The following is a 22,701-nucleotide window of genomic DNA, read 5'->3' on the forward strand; positions in this document are numbered from 1 at the left end:
CGCCGGAGGACCCTCGACATGACCGCACGCATCACGCGCCCGAAGACCGCCAAGAAGACCCGGAAGACCCTCAACTCCCGGTTCGCCGCGGTCGGCGCCATCGCGGTCGCCGGCACCATGCTGCTGACCGGCTGTGGCGACCAGACGGAGTCGAAGGGAGGCGGGAGCGCCAAGGAGAGCGCCGGCGGCTCCGCCTCCGCGGGGGACGGCAACAAGCTCAACGCCATGCTGCCCCAGGCGATACGCGACAAGGGCGTCATCAAGGTGGGATCGGACATCGCCTACCCGCCGGTGGAGTTCAAGGACGACTCGGGCAAGACGGTCGGCATCGACCCGGACCTGGCCGCGGCGCTCGGCAAGGAGCTGGGGGTGACGTTCGAGTTCGAGAACGGCACCTTCGACACCCTCGTCACCGGTCTGCGCTCCAAGCGGTACGACCTGGCCATGTCGGCCATGACGGACACCAAGGACCGGCAGAACGGCGTGGACGCCGACACCGGCAAGAAGGTCGGCGAGGGCGTCGACTTCGTCGACTACCTCACCGCGGGCGTCTCGATCTACACCAAGAAGGGCGATGACCAGGGCATCAAGACCTGGGCGGACCTGTGCGGCAAGAAGCTCGTCGTGCAGCGCGGCACGGTCTCCGAGGACCTCGCCAACGCCGAGAACAAGAAGTGCGGCGACAAGGGCAAGATCAAGATCGAGAAGTTCGACAACGACCTGGAGGCCCAGACCCGGCTGCGGGCAGGCGGCGGCGACGCCGGCTCCTCCGACTTCCCGGTGGCCGCGTACGCGGTGGAGACCTCCGGCGGCGGCAAGGACTTCCAGACCGTCGGCGAGCAGGTCGAGGCGGCTCCGTACGGCATTGCGGTCGCCAAGGACAACACCCAGCTGCGGGACGCGGTCAAGGCCGCGCTGGACGTGATCATCAAGAACGGCGAGTACAAGAAGGTCCTGGAGAAGTGGGGCGTCGCCGACGGCGCGGTGACCGAGGCCAGGATCAACGGCGGTTCCTGACCCGGCTGGGGCCGGTGCCGCGGGCACCGGCCCCAGGTCAGCAACTGATTCGCCACGGAAAGGCTTCCCTGTGACTGCCGACATCAAGAAGACGGGTCCAAAGGACGCGCCACCCCCGCCGCCCGCGGCCGGCCCGGAGGCCATCAAGGCCGTCCCGGTCCGCCACTACGGCCGGTACGTCAGCGCCCTCGTCGCCATCGCGCTCTTCGCGGTGATCATCTACGCCTTCGCCCAGGGCAACATCAACTGGGGCGCGATACCGGACTACTTCTTCGACGACCGCATCGTCGAGGGGGTCTGGAAGACCATCGTCCTGACCGTGCTGTCGATGACGATCGGCATCGTCGGAGGCATCCTCCTCGCGGTGATGCGGCTGTCGAAGAACCCGGTGACCTCGTCGATCGCCTGGTTCTACATATGGTTCTTCCGCGGCACCCCGGTCCTGGTCCAGCTCTTCGTCTGGTTCAACCTGGGCCTGGTCTTCGAGTACATCAACCTCGGCTTCTACCGGGACGAGTGGGCGGACTTCATGACTCCGTTCCTCACCGCGCTGCTGGGGCTCGGCCTCAACGAGGCCGCCTACATGGCGGAGATCTGCCGGGCCGGCCTGCTCTCCGTGGACGAGGGCCAGACGGAGGCCTCGCACGCGCTGGGCATGAGCCACAGCAAGACCCTGCGCCGGATCGTGATCCCGCAGGCGATGCGGGTGATCGTGCCGCCCACGGGCAACGAGGTCATCAATATGCTCAAGACGACCTCACTGGTGGCGGCGGTGCAGTACACCGAACTCTTCCGCCAGGCACAGAACATCGGGCAGACCTCCGGAGCACCGGTCGAGATGTTCTTCCTGGCCGCCGCCTGGTACCTGGTCCTGACCTCGGTCCTGAGCGTCGGCCAGTACTACCTGGAGCGCTACTACGCCCGGGGCTCCAGCCGCACCCTGCCGGCGACCCCGTTCCAGAGAATCCGGTCGAGCGTGTTCTCCGTGCGCCGGCCGAAGGGAGTCTCCGCATGAGCGCCAACGCGATGGTCAAGGCGGAGGGCGTGCACAAGTCCTTCGGCCCGGTCGAGGTCCTCAAGGGCATCGATCTGGAGGTCGCCCCGCGCGAGGTCTTCTGTCTGATCGGCCCCTCGGGCTCCGGCAAGTCGACCTTCCTGCGCTGCATCAACCATCTGGAGAAGATCAACGCCGGACGGCTGTACGTCGACGGGGAGCTGGTCGGCTACCAGCAGAAGGGCGACCGGCTGTACGAGCTGAAGGACAGCGAGGTCGCGCTGAAGCGGCGCGACATCGGCATGGTCTTCCAGCGCTTCAACCTCTTCCCGCACATGACGGCGGTGGAGAACATCATGGAGGCGCCCGTCCAGGTCAAGGGCGAGTCCCGGGCCACGGCACGGGCCCGCGCGCTCCAGCTCCTGGACCGGGTGGGGCTCGGCGACAAGGCGGCCAACTACCCCTCGCAGCTCTCCGGCGGCCAGCAGCAGCGGGTGGCCATCGCCCGCGCCCTGGCGATGGACCCCAAGCTGATGCTCTTCGACGAGCCGACATCCGCGCTCGACCCGGAGCTGGTGGGCGATGTGCTGGATGTGATGCGCCAGCTCGCCGAGGACGGCATGACGATGGTCGTGGTCACCCATGAGATGGGCTTCGCCCGCGAGGTCGGCGACGCCCTGGTGTTCATGGACGACGGCGTGGTGGTCGAGTCGGGCCACCCCCGCGATGTGCTGACCAGCCCTCAGCACGACCGGACGAAGTCGTTCCTGTCCAAGGTGCTCTGACAGGGAGCGGGAGAGGGGCGGTACGGACCCGGTCCGTACCGCCCCTCTCCCGTGCCGGGCGCCCGGGCTGCCCGGGCTACTTCAGCGCGAGCAGCAGGCTGTCGGAGGGCGAGGCCCAGACCGCGCGGGCCTCGCCGAACCCGGCCGCGCGCAGGGTCTCGGCGTGCCACTGGAGGGAGGGGGTCTCGCCGTCCGCGTGCTCGCCGAAGATCTCGAAGCGGCGGGCGGTGGGCCCGGCCAGGGCCGGGTCCCGGCGGGCGAGGGCCCACCACTCGGCCCAGTCGACCGCGCCGGCCGCCCTGGCCCGGTCCATCCCGGTGTGCCGGTGGGCGCGCTCGGCGGCGTTGATCCGCGGGGTGGAGCGGTCGACCATGCGGTCGGCGTTCATCAGGACGCCGCCGTCGCGGACGAGCCCGGCGAGCCGCCCGTAGAGCGCGGCGAGGGGGCCGAGGCGCAGCCAGTGCAGGGCCGTCGCCGTGAGCACGGCGTCATAGCCGTCGTGCGGGAGGGCCTCGGTCCAGTCGGGGGCGGTGAGGTCGGCGGTGACGAGGGTGACGCGGTCGTCACCGGCGAAGTGGCCGCGGGCGATGGCCAGCAGGGCGGGGTCGAGATCGACGCCCGTGCTGGTGGCGTCCGGGAACCGCCGGAGCAGCCGGTCCGTGATACTTCCTGTACCGCACGCGAGGTCCAGTACCCGGGGTGCGGGGCCGACGGTGGCCTCCACCATGTCCAGCATCACCCGGAACCGCTCCTCGCGGTCGGGCATGTACCACTCCTGCTGACGGTCCCAGCTCCGCTGCCAGGCCCGCCAGTCGGTGCCCCCCGTCCCGGCTCCCGTCCCCGCTCCCGCCCCGGCCCCCGCTTCCGTCCCCGCTCCTGGCCCTGCTTCCGTCCGCGACACCGGAACCCTCCCATGTGTAATACCCTGAATACAGGATCATCCATTACTTTTACTCACTGACCATAGACCGCCCTGGTAAGGACTACAAGTGGAACTGGCCTCTTACTCGGACTTCGCCGTACGCCTGGTCAACACCGAGGAGCCGGCGCGCGGCAAGGACTCCCTCACCTCCGTCGAGGCCGTGCGGGAGCTGTTCGGCGCCTCCCGCCAGGCCGCCCGGCGCGCCACCGACTCCGATGTGACCCGCTTTCGCTCGGTCCGGGGCAGACTGCGGGCGGTCTTCGCCGCAGCCGACGCCGGGGAGGAGACCCACGCCGTCGACCTGCTCAACTCCCTGCTGCTGGAGTTCCCCGTCAGCCCGCAGATCTCCGGCCATGACTTCCGGGACGACGACGGCCGCCCGAAGTGGCACATGCACCTGGCCGACCACCCGTCGAACGCCACCGCCGGATACGCGGCCATCGCCGCGATGGGCCTGGCGATCCATCTGACGGAGCACGGTGTCGACCGGCTGGGCCTGTGCGAGGCGGCGCCCTGCCGCAACGCCTATCTCGACACCTCGACCAACCGCTCCCGCCGCTACTGCTCCGACCGCTGCGCCACCCGGGCCAATGTGGCGGCCTACCGCGCCCGCAAACGCCTGGAGACCGAGCGCGAGCAGAGCACCGGCCGCACGGCCGAGAACGCCCAGGAGACCAGCGCGAGCACCGAGCGCTGATCCGGGTCGCGCGGCCGGTACCGGCCGCGCACCCGCCCGAGGAGCAACTCGGGGGGCACGGCCCCGAAGACCCGGCTGTCCCCCTCGGCCCCCGGGTTGTCCCCGAGCACCCACCAGCCGCCACCGCGCCGCTCCGCCAGCCGTTTGACGATGAGCAGATCCTGCTGGAGCGGATGGCGCAGCACCGCGACATCGCCGGGCCTCACCTGAGCGCCGTAGTGCACCAGCAGCCGGTCGCCCTGCCGCAGCGTCGGGTACATCGACGGCCCGGTCACCTCGGCCACTCCGAACGGCGCCGTCGGCTCCCGTCCCTGCTCGGTCATCCGCCACCTCCGGCTCCCAGAGTACGGTCGGCCGGGGGTCGTACAAGGACCCCGGACTTTCGACCTAAGCACTAGGGGGCACTCGCGAAAACGGGGCTCTCACGGAGTAATGTCCCCCCTTGAGAAGACGATCACGAGGAAGGACTGCCCCATGCTCTCCCGCCTGTTTGCCCCGAAGGTGAAGGTCAGTGCCCACTGCGACCTTCCGTGCGGTGTCTACGACCCGGCCCAGGCCCGGATCGAGGCCGAGTCGGTGAAGGCCGTCCAGGAGAAGTTCCAGGCCAATGACGACCCGCACTTCCGGGCCCGCGCCACGGTCATCAAGGAGCAGCGCGCCGAGCTGGCCAAGCACCACGTCTCGGTGCTGTGGAGCGACTACTTCAAGCCGCCGCACTTCGAGAAGTACCCCGAGCTGCACCAGCTGGTGAACGACACCCTGAAGGCGCTGTCCGCCGCCAAGGCGTCCACCGACCCGGCGACGGGCCAGAAGGCGCTGGACTACATCTCCCAGATCGACAAGATCTTCTGGGAGACCAAGAAGGCCTGACCCACCCGGCCGCGCGCCCGGTGACCGCACCCGGTCCATGGATTCCTCCTCGCGGGGGAACCGGTGGGCCGGGTGCGGACGTATATCCCCGCACCTGGCGCGTCTCCGCCCCGGTCCCGTTTCATAGGATCGGTCCGTGACAACGGGGACGGGGACGGGGACGGGTGCGGACACCGGCTGGGTGCCGCCGACGGAGGTCGAGCGGAGACTGCGCGAGGCGCACGCCCGAGGCAGCCGGGACGAGCTGATCGACGCGCTCTCCCGGAGCAGGCTCTATGTGCTCACCGCGCGGCTGCACGCCGACACCCCGGGCTTCACCCCGCCGCCGGTGCCGGCGCGGGAGCCCTCGGGCCGCCGGATGTGCCTACCGGTGCTGACCGCGGGCATGCTGCCGCCCTGGCACCCCGAGTGGGTGTTCCGGCAGACCAGTCTGGCCGAGCTGGCCCGCACCTGGCCGGACAACCGGTGGCGGCTCGGTGTCAACCACGGCACCCCGGGCGCCATCGCGGTCGACGCCCGCCCGCGCAGGCGCCGGGAGTGGCTCGCCGCCCGTGTCCGCTCCGGCGGCCCGGCGAGAATCGGACTGCTCACCCACGGCGGCGGACCGCTGCACGGACCGCTCGCCCACGGCCTGGCGGTCGGCGCCCATCTCGCCGTGCTCAACGGGCTGGTCTGGAACCAGCTCGGCACGGTGTACGAGGAGTACGCGCTGGACATCGCCCGGCTGGAGCACCCCTGGCGGATCGGCAACCGGGCCGGGTACGAGCAGGTCCTCAGCTCCCTGATGGCGACCCGGCTCATCGGCCGCACCCATGAGTCCGCGCTGCGTCTGCGGCGCTCCCTCGCGGCCCGGCTCGGCCGCACCCCGTCGTCCGCCGAGTGGCGCGAGGCCGCCGCCCTGGACCGGGCCCGGCGCGGGGTGTCCGACGCGGACGCCGCGGAGTCGGAGGAGGCACTCGGCCGGATCGAGAAGTACGAGGAGCTGCTCCGGGCCGAGGGGGTGCTGGCACCCGGCGCCCGGGTCGACAGCCTGGCCGCCTTCGACCACGGCCGGGCGGTCAATGTCGTACGGCTGGCCCTGGGCGCGCGCTACTGCGATCCGGCCCAGGCCGAGCAGTCGGTGCTGCGGATCGGGGCGCTGGCCCGTCAGGCGTACGGGTCCTGGGAGGAGTTCGCCCTCGGCTACGCGCTGGCCCGGCTGATCCACTTCGACGACGAGGACGCGTCGGGGACGGTCCGCCGGGAGACCCTCGCCCAGCACCGCGTCCTCACCCGGGACCCCGCCGGCCCCTACCGGAACATCCCGTGGTCATGAAGCGGCGCCGGCGCGCCCCCGAGCCCCCGGCCCACGGGCCCCCCTGGACACCGCCGTCCGAGACGGAGCGGGCGCTGTACGAGGCGGGGGCGCGGGGCGGCCCGGAGGCCCAGCTGCGGGTGCTGGCGGGCGCCGAGCTGTACATCGCCGTCCCGAGGGCGGAGGCGGACGCGGAGCCGGACCGGATCGTCTGGCGGGCGCACCGCGACGAGGCGGGCCGCGACTGCCGGCCGGTGCTGACGCGCGGAGTGCTGCCGCCGTGGCACCCCGACTGGGTCTTCCACGGGGTGACCCTGAAGTGGATCGCCGAGTTCGGCTGGCGGGACCCCCGGCAGCTCCTGTCGGTCAACACCGGCACCCCCGGCCGGCTCCTCTTCCCCGCGGCGCCGCACGACCGGGCGCTGTGGCTGCGGTACTTCGCGGAGCACGACCGCCCCGACGGGGAGCGGCTGATCGCCCTGCGGCACGGGGCGCTGCACGGGCCGCTCGCCTACGGCCTGGCCTGCGGGGCGCATCTGGCGATCGGGAACGGTGTGCCGTGGAACGAGGTCGGCACGGTCTACCACGACTACGTCCAGCAGCTGGCGTCGCTCCGCGACGGCTGGGGCATCACCGGCCGCGCGGAGTGGCAGGAGCAGCTGAGCCTGCTGCTGGACGCCCGCAACAGCCCGCCGGAGCACGATTTCGCGCTGCGGGTGCGGGAGCGGCTGCGGGCCGGTCTCGGCGAGCCGCCCCCGGCCGACCTGTGGCGGGAGACCGCCGCCGGGCACGCCCAGGACGTGGGGGCCGAGCCCCGGGCGGTGAAGGGCGTCGAGGAGCTGGTGCGGCGGATCGTGCGGTACGAGGCCCGGTTCCGGGCCGACGGTCTGCTGCCGCCGGACGGCCGGGTCACCACCACGGTCGCCCACGACTACGGGCGGGCGGTGAATCTGGCGCGCTGGGGACTGGCCGCCCGGTTCTGCCATCCGCACGAGGCCGAGCAGGCGATCGTGTACGCGGGGGCGCTGGGCAAGTCGGCCTACCACTCGTGGGAGGAGTTCTCCGCCGGGTACGCGCTGGGCCGGGCGCTCCGCTTCGACGGGGAGGAGTACGGCCGCGTCTACGAGGAGAACGTGACCGCCCACCGGCTGCTGACGGAGAACGAGGGCAGCCCCTGGCGGAACATCCCCTGGCGCTGAGCGGGCGCGGCGCGCGGACAGCGGGAAGCCCGGCCGGGCGGTCCCGGCCGGGCTCTCGGTCCGGCTCCTCCCCCTCGGTCCGCCCGGGGGAGGGAAACGTCACTGCGGACGGTCAGGTGGTGCGCAGCCCCAGCCGGCGGCGCAGTCCGGTGACCGGGTCGACGAACGCGACCCGCACGGTGAAGACCTGCCGCTTGTCCAGCGGCTTGGCGTAGGCGGGCAGGCCCAGCCGGCGGAAGCGGGAGGTGGGGACCCCCGCGGTGGCGGGCACCCAGACCGTGGCCGTGAGATCCGGCGCGCTGAGCGCCAGCGACAGCTCCCAGGTGCCGGTGGGCAGCACCCGCCCGGTGAACGCCTTGGCGAGGTCGACCCGCAGCTCGAAGGGGCCGGGCGAGCCGAACTCCCCGCGCTGGAAGCCGCGCAGGTCGATGGTGCGGTCCTTGTCGGTGGCCCGGACGACCAGGTCGTCGGAGCTGATTCCGGCGTTGAGCCGCCCGGTGATCGCCAGCACCCCTGAGGTGCCGGTGGCCCAGACGGCCTGCTCGATCTTCACATGCGACTGGAGGCGGTGCTTGCGCTGGCCGACGTCCAGGGTGAAGTTGTCGTACGGCTTGGTGAAGTACGGGGTGACGACCTGCGAGGTGCCGTCGGCGGTGCGGTTCAGCCGGGGGCCGGGCGAGGAGTCGATGGACCCGGCGCGCTTGTTGCCGGCCCGGCCCTCCTTGAGGATGCCCTGGCTGCGGACCCGCAGATGGAGGTCCCAGAGCCCCGGGGGCAGCTCCTTGCCGTCCGCCGCGGTGAGGGTGTCGATCCGGACGGAGAAGCCGGCGTTCCCGTAGTCGTGGAGCCCGTCGGTGTCCTCGGGGGCGGGGCCGCTCCCGGCCGGGAAGCTGTACTCCACCCCGCTGTCGCGCTCCCGCAGCACGGCCTCGATGGCGGTGTCCACGGTGTCGACGGTGTCGATGTAGGCGTGGCCGGAGAGGCCGAGCTGTGAGCCGTCCAGCTCGGCGGTGGCCAGATGGTGCCGGACGGACAGCTCGCGGGTGATGTCGTAGCAGTGGTCCGGGACGGCCCGGGAGGCGTCCCGGAAGTAGGGGTAGGCGCCGTAGGCGCGGCCCTTCTCGACGACCGTCCCGCCGGCCGCCCTGTCCCGCTTGCGGGCGCCCTCGAAGCGGTGCAGCTCGCGCAGCTCCTCCAGCATGCCGTGGCGGGCGAAGTACAGCCGGAGCCGGTGCATCGCGGGGTAGCGGGCCACCAGTTCGTCGCTGAGGTTGGCGCTGATCAGCCGCTGGATGTCGGCGAGGGCCGAGTCGCGTATCTCCGGCTCGGTCTCGCGGAGCAGATGGCGCAGCGCGGACTTGATGTCGACGTCGAAGTGGCGGCGGAGCAGGATGTCCCGCTTGGTGCTGTCCTTGACCTCGCGGGCGAGCAGCTCGAACATCGCGCTCAGGTACTTGATGCGCGGGTGGGTGCCGCGGGTGGTGCGGGTGACGTTGTTGCCGTCCTCGCGCTCGACCCAGTAGTAGCAGTCGTAGTCGGCGACCACGGATATCGCGGCGGCGTGGAGATACGCCATCGAGACGAAGGGCTGGTCCTCGCCGGTGCGCATATCGGTGCGGAACCGGAGGCCGAGGCGCTCGATCAGCTCGCGGCGGAAGAGCTTCAGCGGGTTGAGCGTCCAGTAGACCCGGGAGGTGAAGACATCGGTCTTGGGCTGGTTGCGCTGGAACATCGACTTGGGCGCGCCCCGGCCGCCGACGCCGACCATCTTGCCGAGCACCACGTCGGAGCCGTTGGTGTCGGCCATGGAGACCATGCGCTCCAGGGCCTCGTCGCCGAGGTAGTCATCGGCGTCGAGGAAGAAGATGAAGCGGCCGCGGGCCAGCTCGATGCCCGCGTTGCGGGGGGCCGAGGGGCCACCGGAGTTCTTCTGGTGCACCACCGTGACCACGGTGGGGAACTCCGCCGCCAGCCGGTCCAGCTCCTCGCCGGTGCCGTCCGTTGAGCCGTCGTCGACCACGATCAGCTCGATGCGGTCCCGGCCGATCGTCTGGTCGACCACGGAGCGCACACACCGGGTCAGATAGGGCATCGCGTTGTAGGCGCCCACGATGACGGAGACATCGGGAACGGCCGCATCCGGCACACGGTTCACAAAAATCTACCTTCTGGTAACGGAGGAGACACTGCCGCGGGCACCGCCGCACACACGACGCCCCACCACGCACCGGCGGCTGGGCCGCGCCGATGACTCCGTGGTACGCGGTGGCCGTGCCGACAGCGGGGGACCGCGCGGGCGACCAGGATGAATGTCATCTTAGCAGTGCATATTCCCGGTAATTTGCTATTCACTTCAGCGAATAGCCCTCGGCGGAGGGCTCCGGGCGCCCGGAGCGGACCGCCGGCGCCGGGGGCGAAACGGCCTTTCGGCTGCTCGGAAGCGGGCGGGGCGGCGCTCCCGCGCCGCGCGCCGGCCCCCCTCCAGGGTCGGGCGGGGCGGCCGGGGGTGCCGGTTATCACGTGATCGGGCGGAAGGGCACACGTTGCTCCATCCGGGTGACGGACAAGTGGGAAGGCCCGGCCGCCGACGAGGACAGTGGTGCCGACAGATCACATGGACGCATTTTTGCGAGGAGTTGGGCCATGCGCTGGACCGTCCACGGGGAACGCCAGATCTACGACAACCCCTGGGTCAACCTCTGGCTCGCCGATGTACAGCAGCCCGACGGGGTCCGGCTGGAGCACCATGTGGTGCGGATGCGGCATCTGGCGGTCGCCGCCGTGGTGGACGACCGGCGCCGGGTCCTCATGATGTGGCGGCACCGCTTCATCACCGACACCTGGGGCTGGGAGCTGCCGATGGGGCTGATCGAGCCCGGGGAGACCCCGGCCCAGACGGCGGCCCGGGAGGTCGAGGAGGAGACCGGCTACCGGGTGGACCGGGTCCGGCCCCTGGTGTACGCGCAGCCGGCGAACGGCATCACCGACTCCGAGCACCATGTCTTCCGGGCCGACGGCGCGGTCTGGTCCGGGCCGCCGACGGAGCTGAACGAGTCGGACCGGATCGAGTGGGTCCCGCTCCACGAGGTGCGGGCCCTGATCGACAGCCGCCAGGTGGTGAGCGGCGGAAGCCTGGTCGGGCTGCTGTATCTGCTGCTCGACGAGGCGACCCGCCCCGCGAACGGCCCCGCGGCCGGTTCCGCGCACAGCCCCGCGAAGGACCCCGCCCCGGACGCGGGGGCCCGCCCCTGACCCGGCCCCGCCCCTCCCCGGTGGCCGGGGGACACGGCCCCTGACGGCCGGAGGACACCGCCCCCGACGGCCGGACGCCCGGTGTCCACAGGAGTCCCACGGCACCGGGCGGCTATCACCGGGAGATGGGACCGCCCCCGTCATCGGCTTCCGGCCAACACCGGACGGATTCGACGTGAATCTGACGCAACTTCAGCCGATCACGGCGGAAACACCTGCCCACTGAAACGATCTCTCCTACCTCTCGGGTAGCTTGCGGCGCAGCAGTGCGACGGAAGGATGTCCGAACCGAAATGAAGACGCGTCGTTGGGTGGGGGCGGCCTCTGTTGTGGCCGCGACAGTGGCCGGAGTCCTGGTCGTCCAGGGTGCGACCGGTCAGCCCGTCGAGGGCAGGACGGTGGACAGCGCGAAGCCGGGCCCCGTCAAGAGCGCGCAGCGGACCGCGCCGCTCAAGGTGAGCGGCGGCTCCGCCGTGCTCGGCAAGCAGGACGCCAAGAGGTTCAGCATGCTCGGGGTGACCTGGGCCGATCCGTCCGCCCGGGTCACGGGCACGGTGGAGGTACGCACTCGCGGGGCCGGCACCGGCACCTGGTCGTCCTGGCTGGAGCTGGACAGCAGCACCGTCGCACCGGGCGACGAGAGCGGTGCGCGCGGCGGCACCGAGCCCGCCTGGGTCGGCCCGTCCGACGGTGTGGAGGTCCGGGTCCAGGGCAGGTCCACCGGGCTGCCCCGGGGCCTTCAGCTCCATATGATCGACCCCGGCAGCGGCAAGGTCTCGGCCATGGAGCCCGCGGCCTTCGCCGCGGACGCCACGCCGGTGCCCGCCGCCACGGAGACCGGTGGGGCTCCGGCGCCGGAGCCGCCCGCGCAGTCGCCCCCGGCCTCCGGCCCGGCGCCGACGGAGACGGCCACTCCCACGACGGCCACTCCCACGACGGCCCCGGCCACCACCCCGGCGCCGTCGTCACCGCCCGTATCGGTCTCCCCGAAGCCCCCGGAGTCGGTCGAGCCGTCCACGGTGGGGCCCTCGCCCTCCACCTCCGCGCCGACGCCCACTCCCACCCCGAGCGCTCCGGCGTCCACCGCTCCCAAGCCGCCGATCACGGACCGGGCGGGCTGGGGCGCGGACGAGTCCATCAGCCCCGAGGCCCCGGGCTACCTCCCCGGCGGGAGGATCAAGGCCGCGGTGGTGCACCACACCACCGGCTCCAACAGCTACACCTGCGCCGAGGCACCCGCGCTGGTGCGCGGCATCTACGCGTACCACGTCACCGGTCTGAAGTGGAAGGACATCGGCTACAACTTCCTGGTCGACAAGTGCGGAGTGGTGTACGAGGGCCGCAAGGGCGGCGTGGACCAGCCCGTGATGGGCGCCCACAACTACGGCTTCAACTCCGAGACCACCGGCATCTCCGTCCTGGGCAGCCATGACCTCGTGGCGCCCTCCCGGGCGGCGCTGACCTCCGTGGCACGGGTCGCCGCCTGGAAGCTCGGCCAGTACGGGGTGTCGCCGACCGGAACCGCCACGATGATCCCGGGCGCCGACGGGAAGAACCTCAGGAACGAGACCTGGAAGAAGGGGGTGCCCCTCGACCGGCCCGCCATCTTCGCCCACCGGGACAGCGATGTCACCGTCTGCCCCGGGGACTTCCTCTACAGCCAGATGCCGGCCATCCGCGAGATGGCGGGCGGAAAGGTCGACGGTCTCGCCGTCACGTCGGTGGCGGGCGCGGGCCTGGCCGGCTCGACGTACTACACCAAGGGCACCGTCACGGTGAACTGGTCGGCCACCACCCCGGCCGCCCTGGTCTCCGGCTATGAGCTGCTCGTGGACGGCAGGGTCGCGGCCACCACCGCGGGCACCGCCACCTCCGCCCGCGCCACCCTCGCCCCCGGCAGCCACAAGGTGCAGATCCGCGGTCTCCACCAGTCCGGCAACAGGAGCGGGCTCAGCTCCCCGGTCACCGTCGTCGCCGAGACCACCGCGCCGGCTTTCCCCACCAAGCCCGGTCTGACCCTGCGCAAGGCCACGGTGGACACCCGGGCCGTGCCGCTCACCCTGGGCTGGAAGGCGGGCGACAACAGCGCGCTGAAGGAGGTCAGGCTCACCGCCCCGGTGGCCAGGACCTACGGCCCCACCGTCACCGGCGCCTCGCACACGGCCGCATCGGGTGTGGCGACGAAGTGGTCGCTCACCGCGCACGACCAGGCCGGCAACACCGGCTCCGCCTCGGTCAGCGGTACGCCGGTGATCCTCCAGGAGTCGTCGGCGACCAAGTCCGGCGCCTGGTCGACCAAGTCGTCCACCAGCTACCTCGGCGGCAAGTCGTACTCCAGCAGCTCCAAGAACGCCGCGCTGACCTGGACCTTCACCGGCCGCTCGGCCGCCCTGGTGGTCTCGCGCGCCACGACCTCAGGACAGGCGCACATCTACGTCGACGGCAAGAAGACCGACACCGTCGACCTGAAGTCGGCCTCGACGAAGTACCGCGACGCGCTGTGGACCAAGTCCTGGTCCACGAGCGCCAAGCACACGGTCAAGATCGTGGTCGTCGGCACCAAGGGGAGGCCCGCCATCACCACCGACGGGCTCGTCTATCTGAAGTGACCGGGCCCTCGGCCCGCACCCGGCCCCCGCGCCCCGTCCAGGGCGCGGGGGCCGGGTGCGGTCGGGCCGGGCGGCCCCGCCGGACGGCTCGCGGTCAGGCCGCCGGGGTGGTCAACAGGGGGCTCTTGTGGCGGAGGAGCCACTGGCGGTAGGCCGCCGCCCCCGACGCCACCTCCCGATACGCCGCCACCAGGTCCGCGTACACCCCCTCGTGGTCGTCCCCCGTCCCGCCGGACGAACACCACAGCAACCGCACCGCCAGCGGGTCCCCCCTCAGCGGCCGGATCGCCATGTCCTCCCGGGGTCCCGACGTCGGCTGGCAGGGCGCCACCGCCTCTCCCACCGCCACCAGCGACGCCGCCGTGTGGTAATCCCCGTGCAGCACCGAGGGGTTCAGCCCGGCCGCCGCCAGCACCCGGCGGAGCCCGTCCCACTCCCCGTCCACCGTCGGGTCGACGATCCACCGGTCGTCCGCCAGGTCCGCCAGCTCCACCACCGCCGCCGAGGCCGCCGGGTGACCGGACGCCAGCGAGACGAACTGCGGCTCGCGCTCGACCAGAACGCGTACATCGAGCCCTCCTGGCATCAGCAGCGGGCACCCCTCCACCTCGTGGACGAAGACCACATCGAGCTGGCCGGCCGCGGCCATCCGCAGCAGCGCGTTGGCGGAGACATCCATGTGCAGCGAGATGTCGGTGCCCGGCAGCCGCTGCCGCAGCCGCCCCAGCCAGCCGGGCAAGGCGCGGCTCGCGGTGGAGCCGATCCGCAGCCGGGGCCCGTCCGAACAGGCCGCCGCCGCCTTGGCCTCGACCACGAGCGCGGTCATCTCCGCGAGCAGCGGCCGGGCCCGGGTGAGTACGGCGCGGCCCACCGGCGTCGGCCGGCAGCCGGAGCGCTCCCGCCAGAAGAGCGCGCTGCCGAGCGCGTTCTCGATCCGCCTGAGCTGGGTCGTCAGCGACGGCTGACTGACCCCCAGCTGCCGGGCCGCCTTGTGCAGGCTGCCGCTGTCCGCAATGGCGCACAGGGCGCGGAGATGCCTCACATCCAGCTCCATGCCCCGAGGGTATGACCGCCTCCAGCCGCCACACCAGACACACAGTTCGGGCCAGAGCGGACGGACATGGACATGACGATTCACTGGTGTTATCGCGAGTTGGCATCATCCGCGAACCGCTTCCCTGCCCGAAACTCGCCGTACCGAATCCGTTCACCGGACGAGTAGGAGCCCCCCATGCGTCACCCCAGAGCCGCCTTCTCCGCCGCCCTCGGCGTCGCCCTCGCCGCCGCCCTCGGCGCCGTCCCCGCGTCGGCCGCCACAGCGTCCCCCGCCGCGGCGGCCGTTCCCTCGTATGTCGCGTACGAGGGGTCCGCCGAGGACGTGAAGGCGACGAAGGCCTTCTTCGAGGCGGTCGTGAAGTCCGTCGCCGAGAAGCGCGCCGCCAACCCGGGAGCCCGGGTCGTGACCGTCACCTACAGCGCCGCCAACGCCCCGAGCTTCCGCTCCCAGATAGCCCGCAGCACCCAGGTCTGGAACAGCTCGGTCGCCAATGTGCGGCTCCAGGAGGGCGGCAACCCGAGCTTCCGCTACTACGAGGGCAATGACGCCCGGGGCTCGTACGCGAGCACCGACGGCCACGGCCGCGGCTACATCTTCCTCGACTACCGGCAGAACCAGCAGTACAACTCCAACCGGGTCACCTCGCACGAGACCGGCCATGTGCTCGGTCTGCCCGACAACTACCGCGGCCCGTGCAGCGAACTGATGTCCGGCGGCGGCCCCGGCACCTCCTGCCAGAACGACACGCCGAACGCGAACGAGCGCGCCCGGGTGAACGCCCTGTGGGCCAACGGCCTCGCGTCGGCGATGAAGAGCGTCTCCTGACGGCCGGAGCGAACCGATGAGACGAGGGGCGTCCCGCCGGTGACCCGGTGGGGCGCCCCTCGGCGGGCCGGCGGGGAGAGGGTGCGGACGGGTCGGTCAGACGTCCGCCGAGGTGAGGGTCGCCAGCTCGGCCCCGTGCGGCAGCTGTTTCTGGATGCGGTCGAGCGCGTTGTCGAAGTCGCCCCCGGCCACTCCTGATTCATAGGCCGCCCCGCCGTAGTGGAGCGTGAGATTGAGATCCGCCCGATCGAGTGACCCCTCGGGCCTCAGTTCGCCGAGCGTCAGCAGACAGCTGAGCGTGGCCCGTTCCACCGTGCCGTCGTCCGCGTGGACGGGCAGCGGTATGTCCCACTCCAGTACGCAGGAGGAGAGCACGCCCTCCGATCCCGCTGCCTCCAGGGCGGCGAACGCCGCACCCTCGTACTCAACACCCCTGATGCGCGTGCGCAGTTGCCGTCCGTGCGCCGCGATCGTGACCGCTTCCGCGCCACGTCGGTCGCGGTACCAGCCCGCCCAGACTTCAGTCGACTCCGATGACATGGCGCGGACTGTAGCGGCACGGGACACCCCGCCGAACAGCAGGGATGGCTCAGACCGTGCGGGTGCCGGCGCCGGGGCGCTCCGCCGGGTGCCCGGAGGGGCCCTCGGCGCAGTCGGGGTTGCGGCAGGGACCCGGGCCCCAGGAGGGGACAAAGGCCCCCAGAGTCTTGCGTCGCTCGATGACGGTACCGACGGGCTGTCCGCACGACGGGCACCGGAGCCCGGTCTGCGGGCCGCGGACGGTCCGGCGTCCTTCGCTGCCCATGCGTCCAGGGTACGGCGGCCCGGCGGCCCGCGCCCGGCGGCCGGCCCGCCCGGCGGTACCGCCGCCGGCCCTTCGCCGAGCGGAGTGGTTTCCGCCGGATTCCCGGCACCCCGGCACCCCGGCACCCCGGCATTCGGCGGAAACCACTCCATCCATAGTGCTCCATCCGCAGTGGTTCGATGGGCAGTGAGGGCCGGCCGGGCGGACCGCGCCTCAGCGGGTGCGGCGGGTGACGAACTCCGCAAGCGCCAGCAGCTCCCCCGCCGCGTCCGGGTCCGGCACCGCCCGGGACAGCTCCAGCACCGCCCGCGACATCCGGTCCGCCGCCTGGAGCTGGGCCCAGTCCCGGCCCCCGGCCCGCTCCACCGCGTCGGCGGCGCAGCGCACGGCCGCCCCGGTCATGGGCCCCTGGTACAGCTCGGCCAGCTCCGCGCCGGCCGGGGTGCCCGAGCCGAGGGCCGCCACCACCGGCAGGGACTTCTTGTGCGCGGCGAGATCGGCCCCCGCGGGCTTCCCGGTCCGTCCGGGGTCCCCCCAGATGCCGATCAGATCGTCGATCAGCTGGAAGGCGAGCCCGGCCTCCCGCCCGAAGGCGTCCAGCGCCCGGGCCGCCTCCTGCCCGGCCCCCGCGTAGAGCGCGCCGAGGGCGCAGGCGCAGCCCAGCAGCGCCCCGGTCTTGGCGGTCGCCATGGCCAGACACTCGTCGAGGGAGACATCGTGCGGCCCCCGGTCCTCGAAGGCGCAGTCCGACTGCTGCCCGGCGCACAGCTCGATCACACAGTCCGCGAGCCGGGCGGAGGCGGCGGCCGAGGCGGGGTGGCCGTCCTCGGCGAGCAGCCGCATCGCCAGGGCGTGGAGCGCGTCCCCGGTGATGATGGCGTCGGCGGTGCCGAAAACCGTCCAGGCGGTGGGGCGGTGGCGGCGGGTGGGGTCCTCGTCCATGACGTCGTCGTGGAGCAGGGTGAAGTTGTGCACCAGCTCCACGGCGACGGCGGCCCGCACGGCGCGGCCCGGGTCGCCGCCGAGGGCCCTGGTCGCGGCCAGCACCAGCGCCGGACGGATGGACTTGCCGGCGGCTCCGGCGGCCGGGGCGCCATGGGCGTGCTCCCAGCCGAAGTGGTACGCCGCGACCCGGCCGAGCGGGCCGGGCAGTGACGCCACACTGGCGCGCAGCAGCGGGTCGACGGTTTCGCGGGCGTGTTCCAGGAGAGCGAGGGCCTCACGGCCCTCCAGGGCCTCCGACATGGTCACCTGGCTTCTGTCCTTTCCGGGTGGGGTCGTCCGGTGGCGCGGCCGGGGGCGGCGGGCGCCGAGAGACACCCCCGGCCGCGCGTGAGGTGGCCCGCTCCGGCGAGCGGGCCCGGAGCAGCACCTCACCGGTGCCGGCGGCTCAGCTCCAGCGGCTCACCTCGACGTTCTCCAGCACTCCGAGCGCGTCGGGGACCAGCACGGCGGCCGAGTAGTAGGCCGTGACCAGGTAGGAGATGATCGCCTGCTCGTCGATGCCCATGAACCGGACGGAGAGGCTCGGCTCGATCTCGTCCGGGATGCCGGCCTGCTGGAGTCCGACCACGCCCTGGTCGGACTCGCCGGTGCGCATGCAGATGATGGAGGTGGTGCGGGCCTCGGTGACCGGGATCTTGTTGCACGGGAAGATCGGCACTCCGCGCCAGGCCGGCACATGGCTGCCGCCGACATCCACGCTCTCGGGGACGAGCCCGCGCCGGTTGCACTCGCGCCCGAAGGCGGCGATGGCGCGCGGGTGGGCGAGGAAGAGCCGGGAGCCGCGCCGGCGGGAGAGGAGTTCGTCCATGTCGTCGGGGGTGGGAGCGCCGTCGTGCGGCTGGAGGCGCTGGGAGTAGTCGCAGTTGGCGAGGAGCCCGAACTCGCGGTTGTTGACCAGCTCGTCCTCCTGGCGCTCCCGCAGCGCCTCGACGGTGAGCCGCAGCTGCTGCTCGGTCTGGTTCATCGGCTGGTTGTAGAGGTCGGCGACCCTGCTGTGGACCTTCAGCACGGTCTGGGCGACGCTCAGCTCGTACTCCCGGGGAGCGGCCTCGTAGTCGACGAAGGTGTGGGGGACGAACACCTCGCCGACATGGCCGGCGGAGAGGTCGATGGCGGCCTCGCCGTACTTGTTGGTCCGCTGCCGCGGCTGGGCCGCCACCTCGGCCAGATGGGTGCGCAGGGACGCGGCGCGCACCGCGAGGTTCAGCACGTCGTCCCGGGTCAGGACGAGGACCGTGCAGGCGGTGGCGGCGCGGGCGGTGTACTGCCAGGTGGCGTCGGCCGCCAGCAGCGAGCGCTCGCCCAGATAGGCGCCGTCGGCGAGGACGTTGACCACGGCCTCGTCGCCGTAGGGCCCCTCGCCGAGCTGTTCGACCTTGCCGTGGGCGAGCAGCAGGACGCGGTCCTCGGCCGTGCCGGCCTCGGCGAGCAGCTGGCCCGCCGCGTACTCCCGCTGTTCGCAGCGCCCGGCCAGCTCGGTGAGGACGGATTCGTCGCCGAAGTCGCGCAGGGCGGGCAGTTCCCCCAGCTCCGCGGGGACGACCGAAACCCGGCCGCCGGTCTGGACGAAGGTGACGCGCCCGTCGCCGACCGCGTAGGTCAGCCGGCGGTTCACCCGGTAGGTGCCGCCCTGGACCTGGACCCATGGGAGCATCCGCAGCAGCCACCGGGAGGTGATCTCCTGCATCTGCGGGACGGACTTGGTGGTGGTCGCGAGATTCCGCGCGGCAGCGGTGCCGAGGCTCTGCTGCTGTGGCTGCTGCTGCCCGGCGCCCTCGCCGGCAGTGCCAACCGAACCGACCGACATAGAAGTGTCCTCTCGATCATACGTTTGTGCTGTAGGCCATCTGTTCGCCGTCGGCCCACAGGCAGAAGCCTTTCAGCACGGAGAGTCCTGGCACCATTACACAAACGGATGGGACTACTTTCATTCCGGAGTGGGCATAGGGGGCGCGATTACGGGAAACGGCCGACGAGTTGACCGGATCGGATCGCACGCCGTCCGAACGCATGGCCCTGAAGCGGCTATTGGAGTAAAAGCAGTAAATGCACAGTACGGACCGTTCCGTACACACTCCTCGCACTTCAGGGAGCCGGTTTTGTCCTCACCCATGTCCGCGAACCGCTTTCTCGACGTCCTGCGCGACGAGGGGCTGGAGGTCGTCGAGGTCGGCGACTGGCGCACACACAACCGCAACAGCAAGGGACCCTGGGGCCCGGTTCACGGCGTGATGCTCCATCACACCGTGACCAAGGGCACCGCGAACAGCGTCGCGCTCTGCCGCGACGGCCGCAGCGATCTGCCCGGACCGCTCTGCCACGGAGTCATCGCCAAGGACGGCACCGTCCATCTCGTCGGCTACGGCCGCGCCAACCACGCGGGCCTCGGTGACGACGAGGTGCTGCGCGCGGTCATCGCCGAGAAGGGACTTCCCGTCGACAACGAGGCCAACACCGACGGCAACCGCTACTTCTACGGATTCGAGTGCATCAATCTCGGCAACGGCGCGGACCCCTGGCCGGACGCCCAGCTGGAGGCGATCGAGAAGGCTTCCGCCGCGATCTGCCGGCACCACGGCTGGACCTCGCGCTCGGTGATCGGCCACAAGGAGTGGCAGCCGGGCAAGATCGACCCGCTGGGCTTCACCATGAACTCCATGCGGGAGCGCATCCACGAGCGCCTGAAGTAGACCGGCGGGCCCCGCCGCCCGGCCCCCTCCCGACCCGCCCACCGGCCCCCTCCCGACCCGCCCTCCCGGTATCGCCGCAGGTGGCGCGGGTGACAATGAGGGCATGTCCGCCGAAGCGCTCGACCTCACCGCCGCCCTGCGGCCCCGGCTGCCCTCCCCGGTCCAGCCGGTCGAGGACGAGCGCTTCGCGCGCCGGGGGATACGGCTGCTGCTCAAGCGCGACGATCTGATCCACCCGGATCTCCCGGGCAACAAATGGCGGAAACTCGCGCCCAATCTGCGCGCCGCCGCCGGCCGGCCGCTGCTGACCTTCGGCGGCGCCTACTCCAACCATCTGCGGGCCACGGCCGCGGCCGGCCGGCTGCTCGGCTGCGCCACGACCGGTGTGGTCCGGGGCGACGAGCTGGCCGGCCGCCCGCTCAACCCCTCCCTGGCGCGGTGCGCCGAGGACGGGATGCGGCTGGTCTTCGTGGACCGCTCGACCTACCGGCGCAAGGACGACCCGGCGGTGCTCGCCCGCATCGTGCGCGCGAGCGTGCCGGACGGCTCCGACGTCCAGGTGATCCCCGAGGGCGGCAGCAACGCCCCGGCCGCGCGCGGCTGCGCCGGCCTCGGGCGCGAGCTGGGCCGGAGCGCCGATGTGGTCGCGGTCCCCTGCGGCACCGCGGGGACCCTCGCGGGGCTCGCGGCGGGCCTCCCGCCGGGGGTGCGGGCGCTCGGCTTCCCGGTGCTGCGGGGAGGCTTCCTCGGCGCCGAGACGGAGCGCCTCCAGCGGGAGGCGTTCGGCGGGCGGACCGGCGACTGGTCGCTCGACGAGCGTTTTCATTTCGGTGGATACGCCCGTACATCACCAGAACTCACCCACTTCGCAGAAGAGTTCGAAAAGAGCCATGGAGTGGCTCTTGAGCGTGTATATGTAGCCAAAATGCTCTATGGACTGACCGCTCTCGCCGCCGAGGGCGCCTTCGCCCCCGGGACCACCCTCGCGGCCGTCGTCACGGGCTCGCCGACGGCCCCCGCTCAGTCCGCGCCGCTCTCCTCCTCCCGGTAGGCGGCGGCCTCCTCCAGGTCCAGCCTCCGCAGCAGCGTGCGCAGCATCTCGTCGTCGATCCGCCGGGCGTCCCGCAGCCGGACGAAGACCGAGCGCTCGGCCTCGATCATCTCCCCGGCGAGCCGCCGGTAGGTGCCGTCCGCCGATTCCCCGGTGATCTCGTTGACCGCCCCGAGCCGCTCCCAGACGGCGTTGCGGCGGCGCTCCATGACCGTGCGCAGCCGGTCCTGGAGGGGCTCGGGCAGCGCGTTGGCCTCGTCGGTGAGGAGTTCGGCCAGCCGGCGCTCGGCGGCCTCGGAGGCCTCGTTCTGGGCCTGGGCCTCGGCGAGCGTCTCGGCCCGGGTGTCCCGCCGGGGCAGCTTCAGCGCCCGGATCAGCGCGGGCAGGGTCAGCCCCTGCACCACCAGCGTCCCGATCACGGTGGTGAAGGTGAGGAAGAGAATCAGGTTCCGGGCCGGGAAGGGGTCGCCGGACGAGGTGGTCAGCGGAATGGAGAAGGCGATGGCCAGCGAGACCACCCCGCGCATCCCGGCCCACCCCACGATCACCGGAGCCCGCCAGTCCACGCCCGGCTCCCGGGCCCTGATCCGCTTCGAGAGCCGGCGCGGCAGAAAGGTGGCCGGGAAGACCCAGACGTACCGCACCGCCACCACACAGGCGAAGACCCCGACGGCGTACCCCAGGGACTCGCCGACGCCGTAGGCGCCGAGCCCTTCGAGCACATACGGCAGCTGGAGGCCGATGAGCGCGAAGACGGCGGACTCCAGGATGAAGGCGACCATCTTCCACACGGCCTCCTCCTGGAGCCGGGTGGCGAAGTCGACCTGCCAGCGCCGGTGGCCGAGGTAGAGGCCGACGACGACCACGGCGAGCACACCGGAGGCATGGAACTGCTCGGCCGCCGCGTAGGCGACGAAGGGGATCAGCAGCGAGAGGGTGTTCTGGAGCAGCGCCTCCTTCAGATGGGTGCGGAGCCAGTGGATGGGGACCATCAGCAGCAGCCCGACACCGATCCCGCCGAGCGCCGCGAGGGCGAACTCGGCGATCCCCTCGCTCCAGCTCGCGCCCTCCCCGATCGCGGCGGCGACCGCGACCCGGAACGCGGTGATCGCGGTCGCGTCGTTCACCAGGGACTCCCCCTGGAGGATGGTGGTGATCCGGCTCGGCAGCCCCAGCTTCCGGGCGATCGCGGTCGCCGCGACGGCGTCCGGCGGCGCCACGACCGCGCCGAACACCAGCGCGGCGGTCAGCGGCAACTGGGGCACGAGCTGATGGGTGAGCCAGCCGACGGCGACCGTCGCGAAGAGCACGTACCCGACCGAGAGCAGCGCGACGGGCCGGGCGTTGGCCCGCAGATCGAGGTACGAGCTGTCCAGCGCGGCGAGGTGCAGCAGCGGCGGCAGCACCAGCGGCAGCACGATGTGCGGATCGAGCGTGTAGTCGGGCACACCGGGGATGTACGCGGCGACCAGCCCCGCGGTGACCAGGAGCAGCGGGGCGGGTACGGGGGTGCGGCGGGCCGCGCCGGCGATCACGGCGCTGACCGCGATCAGCGCCACCAGGGGCAGTGCGTCCATGCGGTGTACCTCCACCACGGATCGTTGCGGGGTCGCGCGTCACCCCCGGTCA

General features: G+C 72.0%; 21 protein-coding genes. 12 read left to right on the forward strand and 9 right to left on the reverse strand.

Annotation, left to right across the window (positions count from 1 at the left end; translation table 11 throughout):
• The first annotated feature begins 18 nt into the window (after positions 1 to 18).
• The 3 genes from ACWCRA_RS09500 to ACWCRA_RS09510 all read left to right on the forward strand — a co-directional run bounded on the left by ACWCRA_RS09500 (position 19) and on the right by ACWCRA_RS09510 (position 2,796).
• Positions 19 to 1,017, forward strand: coding sequence for an ABC transporter substrate-binding protein (locus ACWCRA_RS09500; protein WP_351549207.1), 999 nt, complete (start codon positions 19 to 21; stop codon positions 1,015 to 1,017).
• A 70-nt stretch (positions 1,018 to 1,087) separates the two neighbouring features.
• On the forward strand, positions 1,088 to 2,032 hold the full coding sequence (locus ACWCRA_RS09505) for an amino acid ABC transporter permease (protein WP_351549204.1): 945 nt from the start codon (positions 1,088 to 1,090) through the stop codon (positions 2,030 to 2,032).
• Positions 2,029 to 2,796, forward strand: coding sequence for an amino acid ABC transporter ATP-binding protein (locus tag ACWCRA_RS09510; protein WP_351549201.1), 768 nt, complete (start codon positions 2,029 to 2,031; stop codon positions 2,794 to 2,796). The genes ACWCRA_RS09505 and ACWCRA_RS09510 overlap by 4 nt, the downstream gene beginning before the upstream one ends.
• A gap of 76 nt (positions 2,797 to 2,872) precedes the next feature.
• On the opposite strand, the gene ACWCRA_RS09515 is transcribed toward ACWCRA_RS09510, so the two are convergent.
• A complete protein-coding gene (locus ACWCRA_RS09515; RefSeq protein ID WP_351554975.1) occupies positions 2,873 to 3,562 on the reverse strand; it encodes a class I SAM-dependent methyltransferase in 690 nt (229 codons plus the stop codon).
• Between the two features lie 223 nt (positions 3,563 to 3,785).
• On the opposite strand from ACWCRA_RS09515, the gene ACWCRA_RS09520 reads away from it, so the two are divergent.
• Positions 3,786 to 4,415 (forward strand): CGNR zinc finger domain-containing protein, encoded by a 630-nt coding sequence (locus tag ACWCRA_RS09520; protein WP_451067186.1) that lies wholly within the window; start codon positions 3,786 to 3,788, stop codon positions 4,413 to 4,415.
• Here ACWCRA_RS09520 and sodX read toward each other — a convergent pair.
• Positions 4,319 to 4,738, reverse strand: coding sequence for a nickel-type superoxide dismutase maturation protease (sodX, locus tag ACWCRA_RS09525; protein ID WP_451067187.1), 420 nt, complete (start codon positions 4,736 to 4,738; stop codon positions 4,319 to 4,321). The genes ACWCRA_RS09520 and sodX overlap by 97 nt on opposite strands.
• A gap of 151 nt (positions 4,739 to 4,889) precedes the next feature.
• On the opposite strand from sodX, the gene sodN reads away from it, so the two are divergent.
• The 3 genes from sodN (at position 4,890) to ACWCRA_RS09540 (ending at position 7,778) form a co-directional block, all read left to right on the forward strand.
• Complete coding sequence (gene sodN, locus ACWCRA_RS09530) at positions 4,890 to 5,285, forward strand: superoxide dismutase, Ni (protein ID WP_351554966.1); 396 nt, start codon at positions 4,890 to 4,892, stop codon at positions 5,283 to 5,285.
• Positions 5,286 to 5,421: 136 nt separating this feature from the next.
• A complete protein-coding gene (locus tag ACWCRA_RS09535; RefSeq protein ID WP_351554963.1) occupies positions 5,422 to 6,600 on the forward strand; it encodes a DUF1266 domain-containing protein in 1,179 nt (392 codons plus the stop codon).
• Positions 6,597 to 7,778, forward strand: coding sequence for a DUF1266 domain-containing protein (locus tag ACWCRA_RS09540; protein ID WP_451067188.1), 1,182 nt, complete (start codon positions 6,597 to 6,599; stop codon positions 7,776 to 7,778). The genes ACWCRA_RS09535 and ACWCRA_RS09540 overlap by 4 nt, the downstream gene beginning before the upstream one ends.
• Before the next feature lie 112 nt (positions 7,779 to 7,890).
• Here the strand turns inward: ACWCRA_RS09540 and ACWCRA_RS09545 are convergent, their stop codons facing one another.
• On the reverse strand, positions 7,891 to 9,933 hold the full coding sequence (locus tag ACWCRA_RS09545) for a glycosyltransferase (protein WP_451067189.1): 2,043 nt from the start codon (positions 9,931 to 9,933) through the stop codon (positions 7,891 to 7,893).
• Between the two features lie 488 nt (positions 9,934 to 10,421).
• Here ACWCRA_RS09545 and ACWCRA_RS09550 point away from each other — a divergent pair, with 488 nt between their 5' ends.
• Complete coding sequence (locus tag ACWCRA_RS09550) at positions 10,422 to 11,030, forward strand: NUDIX hydrolase (RefSeq protein ID WP_351554954.1); 609 nt, start codon at positions 10,422 to 10,424, stop codon at positions 11,028 to 11,030.
• Positions 11,031 to 11,323: 293 nt separating this feature from the next.
• Positions 11,324 to 13,639 carry a peptidoglycan recognition protein family protein gene (locus ACWCRA_RS09555; protein ID WP_451067190.1) on the forward strand — a complete coding sequence of 772 codons (2,316 nt, stop codon included), beginning with the start codon at positions 11,324 to 11,326 and terminating at the stop codon, positions 13,637 to 13,639.
• A 94-nt stretch (positions 13,640 to 13,733) separates the two neighbouring features.
• Here the strand turns inward: ACWCRA_RS09555 and ACWCRA_RS09560 are convergent, their stop codons facing one another.
• Entirely contained in the window at positions 13,734 to 14,693 is a 960-nt protein-coding gene (locus tag ACWCRA_RS09560; protein ID WP_451067191.1) for a LysR family transcriptional regulator, read from the reverse strand.
• Between the two features lie 177 nt (positions 14,694 to 14,870).
• Here ACWCRA_RS09560 and snpA point away from each other — a divergent pair, with 177 nt between their 5' ends.
• The gene (gene snpA, locus ACWCRA_RS09565) at positions 14,871 to 15,521 is read left to right on the forward strand and encodes a snapalysin (RefSeq protein ID WP_451067192.1); all 651 of its coding nucleotides are present in this window, start codon (positions 14,871 to 14,873) and stop codon (positions 15,519 to 15,521) included.
• Between the two features lie 96 nt (positions 15,522 to 15,617).
• Here snpA and ACWCRA_RS09570 read toward each other — a convergent pair whose 3' ends face one another.
• The 4 genes from ACWCRA_RS09570 to ACWCRA_RS09585 form a co-directional block, all read right to left on the reverse strand.
• Positions 15,618 to 16,061, reverse strand: coding sequence for a DUF6304 family protein (locus ACWCRA_RS09570; protein WP_351554942.1), 444 nt, complete (start codon positions 16,059 to 16,061; stop codon positions 15,618 to 15,620).
• Positions 16,062 to 16,110: 49 nt separating this feature from the next.
• The gene (locus ACWCRA_RS09575) at positions 16,111 to 16,326 is read right to left on the reverse strand and encodes a hypothetical protein (RefSeq protein ID WP_351554939.1); all 216 of its coding nucleotides are present in this window, start codon (positions 16,324 to 16,326) and stop codon (positions 16,111 to 16,113) included.
• A 213-nt stretch (positions 16,327 to 16,539) separates the two neighbouring features.
• A complete protein-coding gene (locus tag ACWCRA_RS09580) occupies positions 16,540 to 17,571 on the reverse strand; it encodes a family 2 encapsulin nanocompartment cargo protein polyprenyl transferase (RefSeq protein ID WP_351554996.1) in 1,032 nt (343 codons plus the stop codon).
• 145 nt (positions 17,572 to 17,716) lie between these two features.
• Positions 17,717 to 19,138: a family 2B encapsulin nanocompartment shell protein gene (locus ACWCRA_RS09585; protein WP_351554936.1), complete on the reverse strand. Its 1,422-nt coding sequence runs from the start codon at positions 19,136 to 19,138 to the stop codon at positions 17,717 to 17,719.
• Positions 19,139 to 19,430: 292 nt separating this feature from the next.
• Between ACWCRA_RS09585 and ACWCRA_RS09590 the strand changes: the two genes are divergently transcribed.
• Both ACWCRA_RS09590 and ACWCRA_RS09595 read left to right on the forward strand, forming a co-directional pair.
• Positions 19,431 to 20,021, forward strand: a complete 591-nt coding sequence (locus ACWCRA_RS09590) for an N-acetylmuramoyl-L-alanine amidase (RefSeq protein WP_351554933.1) — start codon at positions 19,431 to 19,433, stop codon at positions 20,019 to 20,021.
• A gap of 103 nt (positions 20,022 to 20,124) precedes the next feature.
• Positions 20,125 to 21,072, forward strand: coding sequence for a 1-aminocyclopropane-1-carboxylate deaminase/D-cysteine desulfhydrase (locus ACWCRA_RS09595; RefSeq protein ID WP_451067193.1), 948 nt, complete (start codon positions 20,125 to 20,127; stop codon positions 21,070 to 21,072).
• On the opposite strand, the gene ACWCRA_RS09600 is transcribed toward ACWCRA_RS09595, so the two are convergent.
• A complete protein-coding gene (locus ACWCRA_RS09600; protein WP_351554928.1) occupies positions 21,042 to 22,649 on the reverse strand; it encodes a Na+/H+ antiporter in 1,608 nt (535 codons plus the stop codon). The genes ACWCRA_RS09595 and ACWCRA_RS09600 overlap by 31 nt on opposite strands.
• Positions 22,650 to 22,701 lie beyond the last annotated feature (52 nt).

The organism is Streptomyces sp. NPDC001889 (assembly GCF_053594535.1).